Raw genomic sequence first — 15,677 nt, forward strand, 5'->3', positions numbered from 1 at the left:
CGGATACCCACCATGCCTGCACTCCATGGGCGACATGGCCGCCCTAGATGCTGAACTTTTCTATGCATATGCATGACGAATATAGAGTAAAAATCGATGCAAGCTGCACAACGGATAGTCCGGCGCGGGCATGGCATAAGGCTGAACGATTGATCCGGGCCTGAGCAATGCGCATTCCCTTTCGCTCAACCCCAAGCGCACACTGGGGTAACAAATGGCATGTAACGTTGCTGCTCGCCACCACCCTGTTGGCACTGGCAATAGCAAGTTCCATCGGCGCTGTGCCCATAAGCTGGCGCGATTGGCTGCCCCCCCTGCATGGCGAAAACACGGGTAATAGTTATGTCCTGTGGGAACTTCGCCTGCCAAGAACCCTGCTCGCCCTGTTGGCGGGCGGCATGCTGGGGGTAGCGGGTGCGCTGGCACAGGGCCTGTTTCGCAACCCTCTGGCAGACCCCGGTTTGCTGGGCGTGAATAGTGGCGCCGCATGTGCGGCCGCCCTGACCATCGTTTTCGCAGACAGCTTGCCTTGGGGGTTGCCAGCCGGACTGCGCCCATGGTTGTTGCCATTGGCCGCATTTGCTGGCGCGCTGCTGGTCTGTTTTACGCTGGATCGCGTGGCGCGGTGGATTACGCCGGGCTCCATCGCGGGATTACTGCTGACGGGGATTGCCCTGAATGCCATCGCAGTCGCTGTGCTGGGGCTTTGCACCTATTTGTCGACGGACGAACAGCTGCGCAGCCTGAGCTTCTGGACCTTGGGTTCACTGGCGGGCGCTGGCTGGACTATCGTCGGAGTGGCGCTGCTGATGCTGCTGATGGCGATCTGGCAAGTACGCAGGCTGGCCCGTGCGATGAATGCACTGGCGCTGGGAGAAGCCGCGGCGGCGCATATCGGAATAGAGGTAGCGACATTGCGCTCCCGCACCATTTTGATCGTGGCCCTGCTGGTCGGCGCCACCGTGGCATGGTGCGGCATGATCAGCTTTATCAGCCTGATCGCGCCACATCTGGTACGCACTTTGCATGGTTCAGACCAGCGACGAGTTTTACCCTTGTCCATCTTTGTTGGCGGATTACTGTTACTAATCGCCGATACCTTGGCAAGGACACTGGCAACACCTGCTGAAATTCCGGTGGGCATCTTTACCGCCCTGCTTGGCGGGCCATTTTTTCTGATGCTGCTTAATCAAACACGTGAACGGATAGGATGAACCCAGCTACCATCAACCTGATCAACCAGCCACTCCTGGTCATGGAGTCAGCCAGCCTGCGCCTGGGACGCCATCACTTTGGCCCTTATACCTTGACCTTGCATGCGGGCGAGCGCGTGGCCGTGCTGGGCCCCAGCGGCGCCGGCAAAACCACCCTGCTCAAGCTGGCATCGCGTGAGCTTCATCACTCTGGTGGCCATATCAGCCTGCTGGGGCGGGATATCCGGCATTACAGCCTGCGCGAGATGAGCCGTCGACGCGCTGTGCTGGCGCAAACCACCCATGTCGCCTTCGGCATGCAGACCGAGCTGGTGGTGTCTCTGGGCCGTGCGGCACTAGAGATTGACCCGCACCTGACCACCATCGTGCACAACGCCATGCAACTGGCGCATGCCGCCCATCTGGCGGGACGCAAGATGGATCAACTATCCGGCGGCGAGCAGGCCCGCATTCATCTCGCAAGGATATTTGCGCAACTATGGGATATAGAACAAGGGCTGGTGATGATGGATGAACCACTGGCGGCGCTGGACCCCGGCTTGCAAGGTGAATTGCTGGACAGCATGCAAAGTTATGCCGAAGCCCGCGGGCATGCCCTGCTCGCCATCCTGCATGACATCAATCAGGCCCTGCATGCGTTTGATCGCCTGCTGCTGGTCAACAATGGCCAACTGGAAAGCCAGGTAAAAGCCGATCTTCACGCGCTGCCCGCCCTGCAATCGCTATATGGCATCCACCTAGGCAGTCTGATGACGCCCGATGGTCAGGCCGTGGTTTACCGCAAGAAGAACGCTGCTCTGACAGCACGTCCGCAGGCACACAGCCATCTGAACAGCTGAGTGTATGCCTGCTGCCATGACCTTGATTGGCATTTAGCCTTGGGCTGGGCTACAATTAGGCCTTAGCGTACTGTTTTTTTAAGATATTTTGCACCGAAACCTCCAGCTCTCCCCCCTTGTGCCGGCCATGCGCACATCCTCTGACTTGCGGTTGCCCACGCAATCATGAACACGCCAAAAAAAGTTTTCATCAAGACATTCGGCTGCCAGATGAACGAGTATGACTCGTCGCGCATGGCCGACATGCTGAATGCGGCCGATGGCATGCAGCCCACCGATAATCCGGAAGACGCAGACGTCATCCTGCTGAATACCTGCTCCGTGCGCGAAAAAGCCCAGGAAAAAGTATTCAGCCACCTGGGCCGTTTCATTCCGCTCAAGGAAAAGAACCCCAACCTGGTTATCGGTGTCGGCGGCTGCGTTGCCAGCCAGGAAGGCCAGCATATTGTCGATCGCGCACCTTATGTCGATGTGGTATTCGGCCCGCAAACGCTGCATCGCCTGCCGGAGTTGATCGCCAATCGCCGCAGCAGCGGATTGTCACAAGTGGATATCAGCTTCCCCGAAATCGAGAAATTCGACCACCTGCCCCCGCCACGCGTGGAAGGGGCGGCCGCGTTTCTCTCCATCATGGAAGGCTGCAACAAGTATTGCAGCTTCTGCGTGGTGCCTTATACCCGTGGCGAGGAGTTTTCGCGGCCATTTGAAGATATTCTGGTGGAGGCCATCCAGCTGGCGGAACAAGGCGTCAAGGAGATCACCCTGCTGGGCCAGAACGTCAATGCCTATCGCAGCACCAGTGCCGATGGCACGGCGGCAGACCTCGCCATGCTGATTGACTACATTGCCGAAATCCCGCAAATTGAGCGCATACGCTTTACCACCTCGCACCCCAATGAAATGAGCGAAGCCCTGATCGATTGCTTCGCCCGCATTCCCAAGCTGGTCTCGCATCTACACCTGCCGGTGCAAGCCGGATCCGACCGGGTGCTGATGGGCATGAAGCGCAATTACACTGCGCTGCAATACAAATCCATCATCCGCAAGTTGCGCCGGGCGCGTCCGGATATCTGCATCACCTCCGACTTTATCGTGGGGTTTCCGGGCGAATCCGAACAGGACTTCACCGCTACGCTCAAACTGATGCAGGATGTGGGCTTCGACTTCAGCTACAGCTTTACCTACAGCGCACGCCCCGGTACGCCCGCCTCCTATCTGCCGGACGACACCAGCGAAGAAACCAAGCTGGAGCGGCTCAGTCGCCTGCAGGAACTGAATGAAGCGCAAGGCAAGGCCGTGAGCGAATCCATGGTCGGCAGCGTGCAGCGTGTGCTGGTCGAAAGCCTGTCCAAAAAAGACAGCGGCGAACTGGCAGGCCGCACCGATAACAACCGTATCGTCAATTTCCCCGGTGACGCCAAGCTGATCAACCAGTTTGTCCATGTAAAAATCACCCAGGCCATGCCGCACACCTTGCGTGGAGAATGCCTTGCCTAAGCGCCTCCTTGCCCTTTTAACTGATGCACCTATTGCCCCTTGGGCGGTCACCCCATAATGGACATTACCCTTAGCCCCGAAGACAACCTGCGTCTTGCCAACCTGTGTGGCGCGCTGGATGAAAACCTCAAGCAGATCGAAGACGCCCTGGATGTTGGCATCGCGCGCCGTGGCGCGCATTTCCGCTTCTCTGGCGAGCAAAGCAATGTGCGCATTGCCGCGCAACTGATCGAAAACTTTTACGATCGCGCCAGCAAACCCGTGAGCCTGGAAGAGATACAGCTGGGGCTGGTCGAGATAGACCGCATGAAGCCGGAAGATGTACAAAAGGAAATGCCGGTGCTGATGACGCGCCGTCAGGATCTGCATGGCCGCACGCCGCGCCAGGTCAGTTATCTGCAACAGATTCAGGACTTTGACATTACCTTTGGCATTGGCCCGGCAGGTACGGGCAAAACCTATCTGGCGGTGGCCAGCGCAATTGATGCCATGACCCGTGACAGGGTGAAGCGCATTGTTCTGGTGCGTCCGGCGGTGGAAGCAGGCGAGCGACTGGGCTTTCTGCCAGGCGATCTGGCACAGAAAGTCGACCCTTACCTGCGCCCTCTGTATGACGCCTTGTACGACCTGGCAGGCTACGATACGGTGAACAAGATGTTTGAACGCGGTGCGATTGAAGTGGCCCCGCTGGCATACATGCGCGGTCGCACCCTGAACCAGAGCTTCATCATTCTGGATGAAGCGCAGAACACCACGCCGGAACAAATGAAGATGTTCCTCACCCGCATCGGTTTTGGCACCAAAGCCGTGATTACGGGCGATGTCACCCAGATCGACCTTGGACGCGGCCAGAAGAGTGGCCTGGTCGAAGCCAAGCAGGTGCTGAAAGACGTGCGCGGCATTGCCTTTACCCACTTCCTGTCGGAAGACGTGGTGCGCCATCCGCTGGTACAGAAGATCATCAATGCCTACGAAAACTTTGATAGCGAGCGGCACGCACAGCCGCATGACCCTGACCGTCGAGGGCGTTCCGATGCCTAGACTGGCCATGGATGTGCAGATAGCCAGCGATGCGGCGGATATTCCCGCAGAGCGCCTGTTTCGCAAATGGGCGCGTGCCACCCTGCGCGTTGACACGGAACTTGCTTTAAGAATCGTGGATGAAGACGAAGGCCGTGCGCTCAACCACGATTATCGTGGCAAGGATTACGCCACCAACGTGCTGACCTTCCCGCTGACGGAAGAGCCCCACCTGATGGGCGATATTATTTTGTGCGCACCGGTGGTTGCCCGCGAAGCTGCGGAACAAGGCAAACCGATAGAAGCACATTACGCCCACCTGACCGTGCATGGCGTACTGCATCTGCATGGCTACGACCATGAAACCGAACCGCAGGCCGAGTTAATGGAAGGCCTGGAAACAGAAATCGTCACAAAACTCGGCTACAGTGACCCTTACGCCGCCGAAAAAACAGAATTGACAAAGAAAGCAATCGCCTAAGATGGCCGAAACCGACAAACCACGATGGCTGGAACTGATCAGCAACTTTTTGCTGCGCGAACCGGAAGACCGTGAACAACTGATCGAGCAGCTACACTCTGCCTACGAAAAAAACCTGCTGGATGCGGATGCCCTCTCCATGATTGAGGGCGTGCTGCAAGTCTCCGAAATGCAGGTACGTGACATCATGATTCCCCGTTCGCAGATGGACGTCATTGACATCACCGATGCGCCAGAGAAATTCATTCCCTTTGTGATCGAAGCCGCGCACTCGCGCTTCCCGGTCATTGATGACGACAAGAACCATGTCATCGGCATTCTGCTCGCCAAGGATTTGCTGCGTTATTACGCTGGCGAAGATTTTGACGTACGCGACATGCTGCGCCCCGCGGTCTTCATTCCAGAATCCAAGCGCCTCAATGTCTTGCTGAAAGAGTTTCGCAGCAATCGCAACCATATCGCCATCGTCGTGGATGAGTACGGCGGTGTGGCAGGCATGGTCACCATTGAAGACGTGCTGGAGCAGATCGTCGGCGACATTGAGGACGAATATGACTTTGATGAAACCGAAGACAATATCATCCGCGATGCGCAGGGCCGTTATCGCATCAAGGCTCTCACCGAAATAGCCGACTTCAACGAAGCCCTGGGCACCCAGTTCAGCGATGAAGAGTTCTCCACCATCGGCGGTCTGGTCGTCAGCAAGTTTGCCCATCTGCCCAAGCGCGGCGAGCAGATCAGTTTTGATGGTTTGCACATCACGGTCTTGCGCGCTGACAGCCGCCGCCTCCACTCCATGCTGGTAGAGATTCAGGCAAAACCCGAGGGCGTGATCGAGTAAGCCAAGCCATTGAATAAGCTTGGAATTGATGCATGGAACCAAGCGCAAAAAAACATCTCATACCCTTTGAGGCTGTACCACATTTTGAAGGGGATAGATCATGAAAACCTTGTTTCTGGCACTGATGCTGGGTATTGCGGGGCAGTCTGTTGCAGGAGTTGCGCAAGAGCCCAACCCAAAAGCCCCGAGTCCCGCCACAGGGGACATTGCCGTTACGGAAAAAGAATTCGTCGCGGGCATTTCCGGTGTCGACAAATCCAAAATCGTGGAGCAGTTTGGCGAGCCCAGCAAACGCGACGATATCACCAACCCTGATGGCAAGGTGATTGCTTCCGTATGGCATTACCACTATCTGAATACCGATGAAAAAGGCGCCTACTACAAGACTACCGAATTGGATATCGTAGACGACAAGGTCGTCATGGTAGTCTTCATGAATCATGATGGCGAAAGCAGCCCGGCAGTTTCACCGGAAGCCCCTCCAGCCAGGTCGACGGATTCCGATATCTGAGTGCCGGAAATACTGGCGAAATGCTGACTTAATTTTAAGTCTCCAGATATTTTTACCGGCATTACAAACAACAAGCCCCGCAATGCGGGGCTTGTTGTTTGTGGCATGTAGCGAACCCTGGCAGCGCAAGGTACGCCAGCAAGCTATTTTTTCAGCGAATCGCGAATTTCACGCAACAGCAGCACGTCTTCTGGTGTCGGTGGTGCATCAGGCGTCAATTGATCGCGGAAGCGATTCATTTGTTTGACCAGCAGGAAAATCACAAACGCCAGAATCACAAAGTTAAGTGCCACGGTGAGAAAATTACCATAGGCCAATAACGGCACACCAGCGGCCTTAAGGGCGGCATAGGTCGGCGGCACGCCAGCCGGGGCATCGGATAACTGGATAAACATATTGGAAAAATCGAGCTTGCCAACCAGCATGCCCACCACTGGCATGATCAGGTCACCCACCAGTGAGTCGACGATTTTGCCAAAGGCGGCGCCGATGATCACACCCACCGCGAGATCCATTACATTGCCGCGCAGGGCAAATTTCTTGAATTCTGTCAAAAGGGCCATGCGTGATTTCTCCTGTTGTGAATATGAAAAGGGATGTTTTTGACTGCTCTTTGACTCGAATATAGGGGCTGCCACGGTGAGCTGTCAACCAGACGGCACCAGATAATTCAGCTTCCTGCTGCCGGTTCAGCCGTCCGCCATCAGGTATACTGGCAGCCAATTTCATCTCTCTGCACTCACGACTTTGCTTACCCTATTCAAGCCCTTATGGGCCAGACATGTGCTGGCCATCCTGCTAGGCGCATCTACCGTCATCGGCTTTGCTCCCTTTTATATTTACCCGGCTGGTGTACTGTCACTCGCCGGATTTTTCTACCTGGTAACCACCGCGGCACATGGTCGACAGGCCGCAGGGCTGGGATTCACCTACGGCCTGGGATTGTTTGGCGCTGGCATTTACTGGATCTACATCAGCCTGCATGATTTTGGCGGCATGCCATTCTGGATGGCCGGGCTGGCCACCTTCCTGCTTTGTGCATTCCTGGCACTTTTCCCGGCAATCGTCGCTGCACTCGCACGCAGTCGCCCAGCGCACCAAGTGCTGATTGCACTGCCCCTGCTATGGGCCCTTTCAGAATGGGTCAGAAGCTGGATATTCACTGGCTTCCCATGGCTGAGCATAGGCTATACCCAAGTACCGGACAGTCCGCTGGCAGGCTATGCGCCGATTATCGGCGCGTATGGTGTATCACTGGTGGTGGCGCTGCTTGCCAGCCTGCTGGTTAGCGTGTACTTGCATTCGGCCCGCAGGCGCATGGGCCTCGTTCTGATGGCCGTACTGATAGGCTGCGGCTTGGCCCTGAAAAAGATCGAATGGAGTCAGCCTGAAGGTGAACCCGTGAGTGTCGCCTTGCTGCAAGGCAATGTTTCGCAAGATAAAAAGTGGAACGAGGAGGAAGTGCTACGCAGCATGCGCCAGTATTACGATATGGCACTGGCGAGCCAGGCCAGACTCATCATCCTGCCGGAAACGGCCCTAGCCGTCCTGCTGCAGCAAGTCCCGCAAAACTACCTTGATGGCCTGAAAAAGCATGCCCAGAGCAATGGCGGCGATATTCTGCTTGGGTTAGTGGAATACGAGCACGAGCAGTACTACAACAGCATGATGAGCGTAGGCCGTGCCGATACCCAGTTTTACCGCAAATCGCACCTGGTGCCGTTTGGCGAATTCATTCCCTTGAAACGGGTATTCGGCTGGATCTACCGTGACTGGCTCAACATGCCGCTGGCCGATGTGGCCCGTGGCGGACTGGATCAGCAACCCATGCAGGTCGCCGGTCAGCGCGTGGCCGTCAATATCTGCTACGAAGATGTGTTTGGCGAAGAAATCATCCGCCAGTTGCCGCAGGCCAGCGTGCTGGTGAATACCAGCAATGACGCCTGGTATGGCGAATCCATTGCGGCGTACCAGCATTTACAGTTCTCGCAGATGCGGTCCATTGAAACGGCACGCATGATGCTGCGCAGCACCAATACCGGCGCCACCGCCATTATCAACCCCAAGGGCGAAGTGCTGGCCCATGCCCCGCACTTTATCGCGACGACACTTGAAGGTGAGGCGCAAGGCTATGTGGGTACAACCCCTTATGTGCGCTTTGGCAACTGGCCCTTGCTCATCCTGCTGGCGGGCAGTCTCGCTCTTTTGTGGGGCCGTAAAACCAAGTAGAATTAGCGGTTATTTGCCTTGCATGCAGGCCGTTAAAAAAACATGAAAATCGGCCCGGCCAACACTGTCTGGCAGCGCACTGGCTGCCGGATCATTCACCAAGATTCAGAAATGGAAATATGCTGACATTTCAACAGATTATTCTCAAGCTGCAGCAATACTGGGATGCCCAGGGCTGTGCCTTGCTGCAACCTTACGACATGGAAGTCGGCGCGGGCACCTCGCATACGGCCACCTTCCTGCGCGCCCTGGGCCCTGAGCCCTGGAAAGCCGCCTATGTTCAGCCCAGCCGCCGCCCCAAGGATGGCCGCTATGGTGAAAACCCGAACCGCCTGCAGCATTACTACCAGTTCCAGGTCGTGCTTAAACCTGCACCTGACAATATTCTGGAGCTTTACCTGGGCTCGCTGGAAGCCCTCGGTTTCGATCTCAAGAAAAACGACATCCGTTTTGTGGAAGATGACTGGGAAAACCCGACACTGGGCGCCTGGGGCCTGGGCTGGGAAGTCTGGCTGAATGGCATGGAGGTGACGCAATTCACCTACTTCCAGCAAGTCGGCGGCATCAACTGCAAACCGATCACGGGTGAAATCACCTATGGTCTGGAGCGTCTCGCCATGTATCTGCAAGGCGTGGAAAACGTGTATGACCTGGTCTATGCCAAAGGACTGCATGGTGCCCGCGACCTGTCTTATGGCGACGTGTTCAAACAAAACGAAGTCGAGCAATCGACTTACAACTTTGAGCACAGCGATGCCGACTTCCTGTTCACCGCGTTCAACGCCCACGAGAAGCAGGCGCAACATCTGATGGAACATCAATTGGCGCTGCCCGCCTACGAGCAAGTGCTAAAAGCCGCCCATACCTTTAACCTGCTGGATGCGCGTGGGGCCATTTCGGTCACGGAGCGCGCTGCGTACATCGGCCGCATCCGCAATCTCGCCCGTGCTGTCGCCGCAAGTTACCTGGATAGCCGCGCCCGCCTCGGCTTCCCCATGGCCCCAAAAGCATGGGCAGATGAAGTATTGGCACAGTTGGATAAGAAGGCCGCCGCATGAAGCAGAATCTGTTAGTTGAATTGTTTGTAGAAGAACTCCCACCCAAGGCCCTTAACAAGCTGGGTGACGCATTCTCCACCACCCTGTTCGAGGTACTGAAATCGCAGGGCTTGACCAGCGAGACATCGCAGGTCACGGCCTATGCCTCGCCGCGGCGCCTGGCAGCGCATATCAGCGATGTGGTCGCCAAGGCAGCGGACAAGTCCTTGTCCCACAAACTGATGCCTGCCACAGTAGGCTTGGACGCCAACGGTAAGGCCACGCCCGCGCTGCTAAAAAAACTGACCGCGCTGGGCGCGGATGAATCCGCTGTCAGCCAGCTCAAGCGTGAGCACGACGGCAAGGCAGACATTCTGTTTCTGGAAGGCACTGCCGCGGGCGCGACCCTGAGCGAAGGTCTGCAGAAAGCGCTGGACGAAGCGCTTGCCAAGCTGCCTATCCCCAAGGTGATGACCTACCAGCTGCAAGATGGCTGGACCAGCGTCAATTTTGTACGTCCCGCCCATGGCCTGGTGGCGCTGCATGGCAGTGAAGTCATCCCGGCCAGCGTGCTCGGCTTGCAGTCTGGCAACACCACGCAAGGCCACCGTTTTGAGGCGAAGGTCAGCCCGGTGACGTTGCGTCACGCAGACCACTACGCCGAGCAATTGCACACCGAGGGCGCCGTGATTGCCAGCTTTGCTGAGCGTCGCGCCGAGATCCTTCGCCAGCTCACAGCCGCTGCCGCCAAGGCCGGTCCCCAGTTAACCCCCATCCAGGATGACGCCTTGCTGGATGAGGTCACCTCACTGGTAGAGCGCCCCAATGTCTTGCTCGGCCAGTTTGAAGACGAATTCCTGCAAGTACCGCAGGAATGCCTGATTCTGACCATGAAGGCCAACCAGAAGTACTTCCCGCTGCTGAGTGCCGATGGTCAGCTGAGCAACAAATTCCTGATCGTCTCCAATATTTCACCGGAGGATGCCAGCGCCGTCATCGGCGGCAATGAGCGCGTAGTGCGCCCCCGTCTGGCCGACGCCAAGTTCTTTTTTGACCAGGATCGCAAGAAAACCCTGGAAAGCCGTCTGGCTTCGCTGGATAAAGTGGTTTACCACAACAAGCTGGGCTCGCAAGGCCAGCGCACTACCCGCGTTGCCAGCATTGCCAGCGCCATCGGCCAGCAACTGGGCGGTGACGCACTGGCAAGCAAGGCCGCGCAGGCAGCACGCCTCGCCAAGGCCGATCTGGTAACGGACATGGTGGGTGAATTCCCCGAGTTGCAAGGCATCATGGGACGCTACTATGCGCAGCATGAAGGGCTGGACAATGATGTTGCCTACGCGATTGAAGACCACTACAAGCCCCGTTTTGCTGGCGATGAATTGCCGCGCAATCAGGTAGGCGTGGTGGTGGCGCTGGCGGACAAGCTGGAAACGCTTGTCGGGTTGATTGGTATTGGTGAAAAACCCACAGGTGATAAAGATCCTTTTGCATTACGTCGGCATGCGTTAGGTGTAATACGATTACTGATTGAAACAAACCTGCCTCTCAAACTGAATGAGCTTTTAACTATTGCTTATGATCAACTTGTAGGCGTTGATGCCCTACAAAATATTACTCAAAATAATGGGGCAAGCTCGACAACATTCTTCGCCCCAGAGACTCCTTCGATCCTTGCTGGCTTTATTTACGACCGCCTCTCTGGCAGCCTGCGTGAACAAGGCTATAGCGCGCAGGAGGTCGATGCCGTGCTGGCGCTTGAGCCACAGCAGTTATCCGATATTGCCAAGCGCCTGGAAGCTGTAAGAGCGTTTGCGGCCCTGCCCGAAGCCGAAAGCCTGGCCGCTGCCAACAAGCGCGTTGGCAATATCCTGAAAAAAGCGGAAGGCGATGTGCAAGCCAGCATTAATCAATCACTGCTTGTCGAGCCTGCCGAGCAGGCCTTGGCGCAAGCACTGGCCAGTGTTACGCCGCAGGCAGATGCCGCCTTTGCCGCCGGGGATTACCGTGCATCATTGCAGGCATTGGCCGCCTTGAGAACGCCCGTCGATGCGTTTTTTGATGGTGTCATGGTGAATGCAGAAGATCCTGCCCTCAAGGCCAACCGTCTTGGCTTGCTGGCCAGCCTGCATCAGGCCATGAACCGGGTGGCTGATCTGTCCAGACTGGCAGGCTGATCATGAAACTGGTGATCCTGGACCGCGATGGCGTGATCAATCACGACTCACCGCACTTCATCAAAAGCCCCAATGAGTGGATTCCCATTGCGGGCAGCCTGGAGGCGATTGCGCTGCTGAACCAGAGCGGATTCCGCGTCGCACTGGCCACCAACCAGTCCGGGATTGGGCGTGGGCTGTTTGATATGGCCACCCTCAATGCCATCCACGACAAAATGCACCGCAGCCTCAGCCAGCTTGGTGGGCGGGTTGATGCCTTGTTTTATTGCCCGCATGCGGCAGAAGCAAAGTGCGATTGCCGCAAGCCTAAAGCTGGCATGCTGGAGGAAATCGGCCGTCGCTTTGGCATGGATCTGAAAGGTGTGCCCTGCGTGGGAGACTCCCTGCGTGACCTGCAAGCCGGAGTGGCGTGCGGTTGCCAGCCCATCCTGGTGCGTACCGGCAAAGGTGAAGCTACATTGCAAGCTGGCGGCCTGCCAGAAAATACCTGGATTTGCGCGGACCTGGCAGAGGCGGTTCAACGCATCATCGCTGAAGACAAATAAATGCTCGTTCTGCGCTCCTTACTTTATACCCTGGGCATGTGGCTGCTGACGCCTATCTATGCTTTCATCGCCATCCTGACATTCCCGTTGCCGCCCATCTGGCGCTATCAAATCATCTCGGGCTGGGCTCGCAGCATGCTCTGGTGGCTGCGCGTCACTTGCGGCATCCGCTATCGCATCATCGGTCAGGAAAATATTCCCGCGACCCCCAGTATCATTCTCGCCAAGCACCAGTCAGCGTGGGAAACCCTGGCCTTCCAGCAAATATTCCCCCCGCAGGTCTGGGTGCTGAAGCGCGAGCTGTTGTGGATCCCCTTCTTCGGCTGGGGACTTGCCATGACATCGCCAATTGCCATCAACCGTTCGGCCGGTCGCGAAGCGCTCAAGCAAATGGTAGCGCAGGGCAAGGACAGACTGAAAAAAGGCTTCTGGGTAGTGATTTTCCCCGAGGGCACACGCATGGCACCCGGTAGCAAGGGCAAATACCATATAGGTGGAGCTTGGCTGGCGACGCATACGCAAAGCAGTGTGGTACCGGTTGCGCACAATGCGGGGACACTCTGGCCCAAGAACTCCTTCATTAAAAAGCCTGGCATCATTACCGTCCATATTGGCCCGGCCATTGCCAGTGCAGGTTTAAAACCAGACGAGCTGAACCAGCGCGTAGAAGCCTGGATAGAGTCCGCCATGTCGGAGCTCGCTGCCATCAATGCCTGAGCTAGCCTTGGCCGACGGCACTCGCTTGCCCTATGAACTCAAGCGCAGCACCAAGCGGCGTTCCATAGGACTGCGTATCAGCGAACATGGCCTGGTTGTGTCCATCCCGCAGCGACTCAGCCTCCGCGAACTTGAAGCCCTGCTTTACAGCAAACGTGACTGGATACAACAAAAAATCCGGCAGCAGGCCGCCGCCAAAGTCCCCGCCCTGAGCTGGCAGAACGGCGAAACGCTGTTGCTGCTGGGCAATAGCCTGCCGCTTTACCTTGCCGCAGACAGCCGCAATCGCGCAATCAGTTGCGATGGTAACCGCATTGATGTCCGCCTCACCGACATCAACGATACCGCCATGATCAAGCGCCGGGTAACGCAGTGGTATAAGCAACTGGCCCTTGTCGATTTCAGCCGCCGCACCGAATTACTGGTGCAGAAACTAGGCCTGCCTATGCCACCGATTGCCTTGTCCAGCGCACGCAGTCGCTGGGGAAGCTGCAACTCCAAAGGTGAAATCCGGCTGAATTGGCGACTCATTCAGGCGCCGCCCCATATCATCCAGTATGTGATTGCGCATGAATTGGCGCATCTCAAGGAAATGAATCACTCTGCCCGTTTCTGGGCGATTGTCGCGCGGCTATTCCCCAGCTACCGCGATGCTGAAGCAGAGTTAAAGCAGCTTTCGCGTCAACTGCATCGCATCGATTAATTCCACCCTCACTTAATTGTTGCAAATATGATGCAACAATAATATGATGCCGCTCATGCAACTGACAAAATTTACCGATCTTGGCTTGCGGGCGCTCATGTATGTGTCACAAAGCACGCATACCCGCATGGTCTCCATTACTGAGCTGGCCCAGCAGTTGAATGTGCCGCGCAACCACCTTATCAAAGTGGTGACTTTCCTCAACAAGACCGGCTGGATACAGGCGACGCGCGGTCCCGGAGGCGGCTTGCGCCTAGGCATGGATCCCGCCAGCCTGTCATTGGGATTGGTCGTGCGTACCCTGGAAGGAAAACAATCCCTGGTGGATTGTGCACAACCGCCCTGCCCTTTGGCCGGCAGTTGTGGCCTGAAGGGTGTGCTGGATGAAAGCCTGGATGTCTTTTACCGGCATCTGGACACCTATACATTGGCGGACGTCACCCCCAAACATACCAGTGAAATTATCGTGCGCTTGCAACAGAAACACCTTCAAACCATGACCGCATAAGCACATGGAGCAGCACCCCGGGTTATCCCGGTTTTTTAATAGCCACATTGTTTCATTTAAAATACAACATAAGGAGTAATGATGCTTTCAGCGACCGCCAGACCCTATATTGACGCCAGCGTACCGGTACTTCGCGAGCATGGCCTTGCCATTACCACGACGTTTTACCGCAGCATGTTTGCGGCACATCCTGAGTTGACCAATCTGTTCAACATGGGAAATCAGGCAAATGGCACGCAGCAGCAATCTCTCGCTGCAGCGGTCTTTGCCTACGCAGCCAATATCGACAATGCCGATGCCCTTGCTCCCGTTGTGAGCCGTATTGTGCACAAGCATGCCGCTGTAGGATTAACGCCTGACCATTACCCTATTGTTGGCGAACACCTGCTGGGGGCCATCAAAACCGTGCTGGGGGATGCCGCCACCCCCGCCCTGATCGATGCCTGGGGAGAGGCATACTGGCTTCTGGCCAACCTGCTGATTGATGAGGAAAAGAAACTCTATGCCAAGAGTGGCGCAGATGCTGGTGCACTCACCAGACTAAGGGTGGTGAAACGCGTACAGGAAAGTGCGGACATCGTGTCCTACCACTTGCAAACCGAAGATGGTCTCAGTCCGGGCCCATTCCTGCCCGGCCAATACATTACAGTGGAAGCTCATCTAGATAAGGAGCGGCGTCAATTGCGCCAATACAGCCTGTCGGATTCGCCGCAACAACCTTGGTGGCGTATCAGCGTAAAACGCGAGATCGAAAATGCCGGCAAACCGGAGGGTACAGTATCCAACTGGCTGCACATGCATATCACGGAAGGTGATTTTATCAACGCCAGCAAACCATTTGGTGATCTTAAGGTAGATTTGTCTGCTAGGAAGCCCATTGCATTGCTGTCGGCAGGGATTGGCATCACCCCCATGCTATCCATCCTGAATACCTTGCGCGACCTCGGGAGCACTCGCCAGATATTGTTCAGTCATGGCAATCGCGGAACAGAACAGCATATCCTGCAAAACGAACTGGAAGCCGCAAAACGTCGACTTCCTGGTTTAATTGTCGAGCGTTTTTACCAGACGGGAAATGCCATATCGTCAGGCGATGAAATGCGCCCTACTGCAGCGTGGCAACCGTTCTTGGCTGAGGGTGAGTTTTACTTGTGCGGACCTGCCGGATTCATGCAACAGCAACGGCAGCATTTGCTGGATGCAGGTGTCAGCGCTGATCGCTTGCACAGGGAGGTATTCGGCCCGGAGTTATTGGAGCATCTGCTTTGATGTTGATAGGCACGGAAGACTAATGTAAAACGCCAGCTTGAAGCTGGCGTTTTACATTAAAAGAATGGCTTGAGATCACCCGAGCGACT

At 56.2% G+C, this 15,677-nt stretch carries 16 protein-coding genes; 15 read left to right on the plus strand and 1 reads right to left on the minus strand.

Going from position 1 to position 15,677, the window contains the following annotated elements; all coding sequences use genetic code 11:
* Positions 1-227 precede the first annotated feature (227 nt).
* The 7 genes from LG203_RS10490 (at position 228) to LG203_RS10520 (ending at position 6,403) form a co-directional block, all read left to right on the plus strand.
* Complete coding sequence (locus LG203_RS10490; RefSeq protein ID WP_230345716.1) at positions 228-1,214, plus strand: FecCD family ABC transporter permease; 987 nt, start codon at positions 228-230, stop codon at positions 1,212-1,214.
* On the plus strand, positions 1,211-2,053 hold the full coding sequence (locus LG203_RS10495; protein WP_230345717.1) for an ABC transporter ATP-binding protein: 843 nt from the start codon (positions 1,211-1,213) through the stop codon (positions 2,051-2,053). Before LG203_RS10490 ends, LG203_RS10495 begins: the two co-directional genes overlap by 4 nt.
* 165 nt (positions 2,054-2,218) lie before the next feature.
* Positions 2,219-3,550, plus strand: coding sequence for a tRNA (N6-isopentenyl adenosine(37)-C2)-methylthiotransferase MiaB (gene miaB, locus LG203_RS10500; protein WP_230345718.1), 1,332 nt, complete (start codon positions 2,219-2,221; stop codon positions 3,548-3,550).
* A 57-nt stretch (positions 3,551-3,607) separates the two neighbouring features.
* Positions 3,608-4,591 (plus strand): PhoH family protein, encoded by a 984-nt coding sequence (locus LG203_RS10505; protein WP_230345719.1) that lies wholly within the window; start codon positions 3,608-3,610, stop codon positions 4,589-4,591.
* On the plus strand, positions 4,584-5,051 hold the full coding sequence (gene ybeY / locus LG203_RS10510) for an rRNA maturation RNase YbeY (protein ID WP_230345720.1): 468 nt from the start codon (positions 4,584-4,586) through the stop codon (positions 5,049-5,051). The genes LG203_RS10505 and ybeY overlap by 8 nt, the downstream gene beginning before the upstream one ends.
* Position 5,052: 1 nt before the next feature.
* A complete protein-coding gene (locus tag LG203_RS10515; RefSeq protein WP_230345721.1) occupies positions 5,053-5,892 on the plus strand; it encodes an HlyC/CorC family transporter in 840 nt (279 codons plus the stop codon).
* A gap of 100 nt (positions 5,893-5,992) precedes the next feature.
* The gene (locus LG203_RS10520; RefSeq protein ID WP_230345722.1) at positions 5,993-6,403 is read left to right on the plus strand and encodes a hypothetical protein; all 411 of its coding nucleotides are present in this window, start codon (positions 5,993-5,995) and stop codon (positions 6,401-6,403) included.
* 143 nt (positions 6,404-6,546) lie between these two features.
* Here the strand turns inward: LG203_RS10520 and mscL are convergent, their stop codons facing one another.
* Entirely contained in the window at positions 6,547-6,966 is a 420-nt protein-coding gene (mscL, locus tag LG203_RS10525; protein WP_230345723.1) for a large conductance mechanosensitive channel protein MscL, read from the minus strand.
* Positions 6,967-7,150: 184 nt separating this feature from the next.
* Between mscL and lnt the strand changes: the two genes are divergently transcribed.
* The 8 genes from lnt to LG203_RS10565 all read left to right on the plus strand — a co-directional run bounded on the left by lnt (position 7,151) and on the right by LG203_RS10565 (position 15,588).
* Positions 7,151-8,632 carry an apolipoprotein N-acyltransferase gene (lnt, locus tag LG203_RS10530; RefSeq protein WP_230345724.1) on the plus strand — a complete coding sequence of 494 codons (1,482 nt, stop codon included), beginning with the start codon at positions 7,151-7,153 and terminating at the stop codon, positions 8,630-8,632.
* Positions 8,633-8,751: 119 nt separating this feature from the next.
* Positions 8,752-9,690, plus strand: coding sequence for a glycine--tRNA ligase subunit alpha (gene glyQ / locus LG203_RS10535; protein ID WP_159355208.1), 939 nt, complete (start codon positions 8,752-8,754; stop codon positions 9,688-9,690).
* On the plus strand, positions 9,687-11,846 hold the full coding sequence (gene glyS / locus LG203_RS10540) for a glycine--tRNA ligase subunit beta (RefSeq protein WP_230345725.1): 2,160 nt from the start codon (positions 9,687-9,689) through the stop codon (positions 11,844-11,846). The genes glyQ and glyS overlap by 4 nt, the downstream gene beginning before the upstream one ends.
* Before the next feature lie 2 nt (positions 11,847-11,848).
* Entirely contained in the window at positions 11,849-12,391 is a 543-nt protein-coding gene (gene gmhB / locus LG203_RS10545) for a D-glycero-beta-D-manno-heptose 1,7-bisphosphate 7-phosphatase (protein WP_230345726.1), read from the plus strand.
* Positions 12,392-13,108, plus strand: coding sequence for a lysophospholipid acyltransferase family protein (locus LG203_RS10550; protein ID WP_230345727.1), 717 nt, complete (start codon positions 12,392-12,394; stop codon positions 13,106-13,108).
* Complete coding sequence (locus LG203_RS10555) at positions 13,101-13,811, plus strand: M48 family metallopeptidase (RefSeq protein ID WP_230345728.1); 711 nt, start codon at positions 13,101-13,103, stop codon at positions 13,809-13,811. The genes LG203_RS10550 and LG203_RS10555 overlap by 8 nt, the downstream gene beginning before the upstream one ends.
* A gap of 55 nt (positions 13,812-13,866) precedes the next feature.
* Positions 13,867-14,319 carry an Rrf2 family transcriptional regulator gene (locus LG203_RS10560; protein WP_230345729.1) on the plus strand — a complete coding sequence of 151 codons (453 nt, stop codon included), beginning with the start codon at positions 13,867-13,869 and terminating at the stop codon, positions 14,317-14,319.
* 81 nt (positions 14,320-14,400) lie between these two features.
* Positions 14,401-15,588, plus strand: a complete 1,188-nt coding sequence (locus tag LG203_RS10565; protein ID WP_230346368.1) for a globin domain-containing protein — start codon at positions 14,401-14,403, stop codon at positions 15,586-15,588.
* Positions 15,589-15,677: the final 89 nt, after the last annotated feature.

Source organism: Methylovorus mays, assembly GCF_020531915.1.
Classification (GTDB): Bacteria; Pseudomonadota; Gammaproteobacteria; order Burkholderiales; family Methylophilaceae; genus Methylovorus; species Methylovorus mays.

Excerpts from the sequence above, each read along its gene's own strand:
- gmhB (WP_230345726.1), top strand. The coding sequence starts at position 11,849 with ATGAAACTGGTGATCCTGGACCGCGATGGCGTGATCAATCACGACTCA.
- glyS (WP_230345725.1), top strand. The coding sequence starts at position 9,687 with ATGAAGCAGAATCTGTTAGTTGAATTGTTTGTAGAAGAACTCCCACCC.
- glyQ (WP_159355208.1), top strand. The coding sequence starts at position 8,752 with ATGCTGACATTTCAACAGATTATTCTCAAGCTGCAGCAATACTGGGAT.
- LG203_RS10560 (WP_230345729.1), top strand. The coding sequence starts at position 13,867 with ATGCAACTGACAAAATTTACCGATCTTGGCTTGCGGGCGCTCATGTAT.
- LG203_RS10495 (WP_230345717.1), top strand. The coding sequence starts at position 1,211 with ATGAACCCAGCTACCATCAACCTGATCAACCAGCCACTCCTGGTCATG.
- LG203_RS10550 (WP_230345727.1), top strand. The coding sequence starts at position 12,392 with ATGCTCGTTCTGCGCTCCTTACTTTATACCCTGGGCATGTGGCTGCTG.
- LG203_RS10555 (WP_230345728.1), top strand. The coding sequence starts at position 13,101 with ATGCCTGAGCTAGCCTTGGCCGACGGCACTCGCTTGCCCTATGAACTC.
- mscL (WP_230345723.1), bottom strand. The coding sequence starts at position 6,966 with ATGGCCCTTTTGACAGAATTCAAGAAATTTGCCCTGCGCGGCAATGTA.
- miaB (WP_230345718.1), top strand. The coding sequence starts at position 2,219 with ATGAACACGCCAAAAAAAGTTTTCATCAAGACATTCGGCTGCCAGATG.
- ybeY (WP_230345720.1), top strand. The coding sequence starts at position 4,584 with ATGCCTAGACTGGCCATGGATGTGCAGATAGCCAGCGATGCGGCGGAT.
- LG203_RS10515 (WP_230345721.1), top strand. The coding sequence starts at position 5,053 with ATGGCCGAAACCGACAAACCACGATGGCTGGAACTGATCAGCAACTTT.
- LG203_RS10520 (WP_230345722.1), top strand. The coding sequence starts at position 5,993 with ATGAAAACCTTGTTTCTGGCACTGATGCTGGGTATTGCGGGGCAGTCT.
- LG203_RS10565 (WP_230346368.1), top strand. The coding sequence starts at position 14,401 with ATGCTTTCAGCGACCGCCAGACCCTATATTGACGCCAGCGTACCGGTA.
- LG203_RS10505 (WP_230345719.1), top strand. The coding sequence starts at position 3,608 with ATGGACATTACCCTTAGCCCCGAAGACAACCTGCGTCTTGCCAACCTG.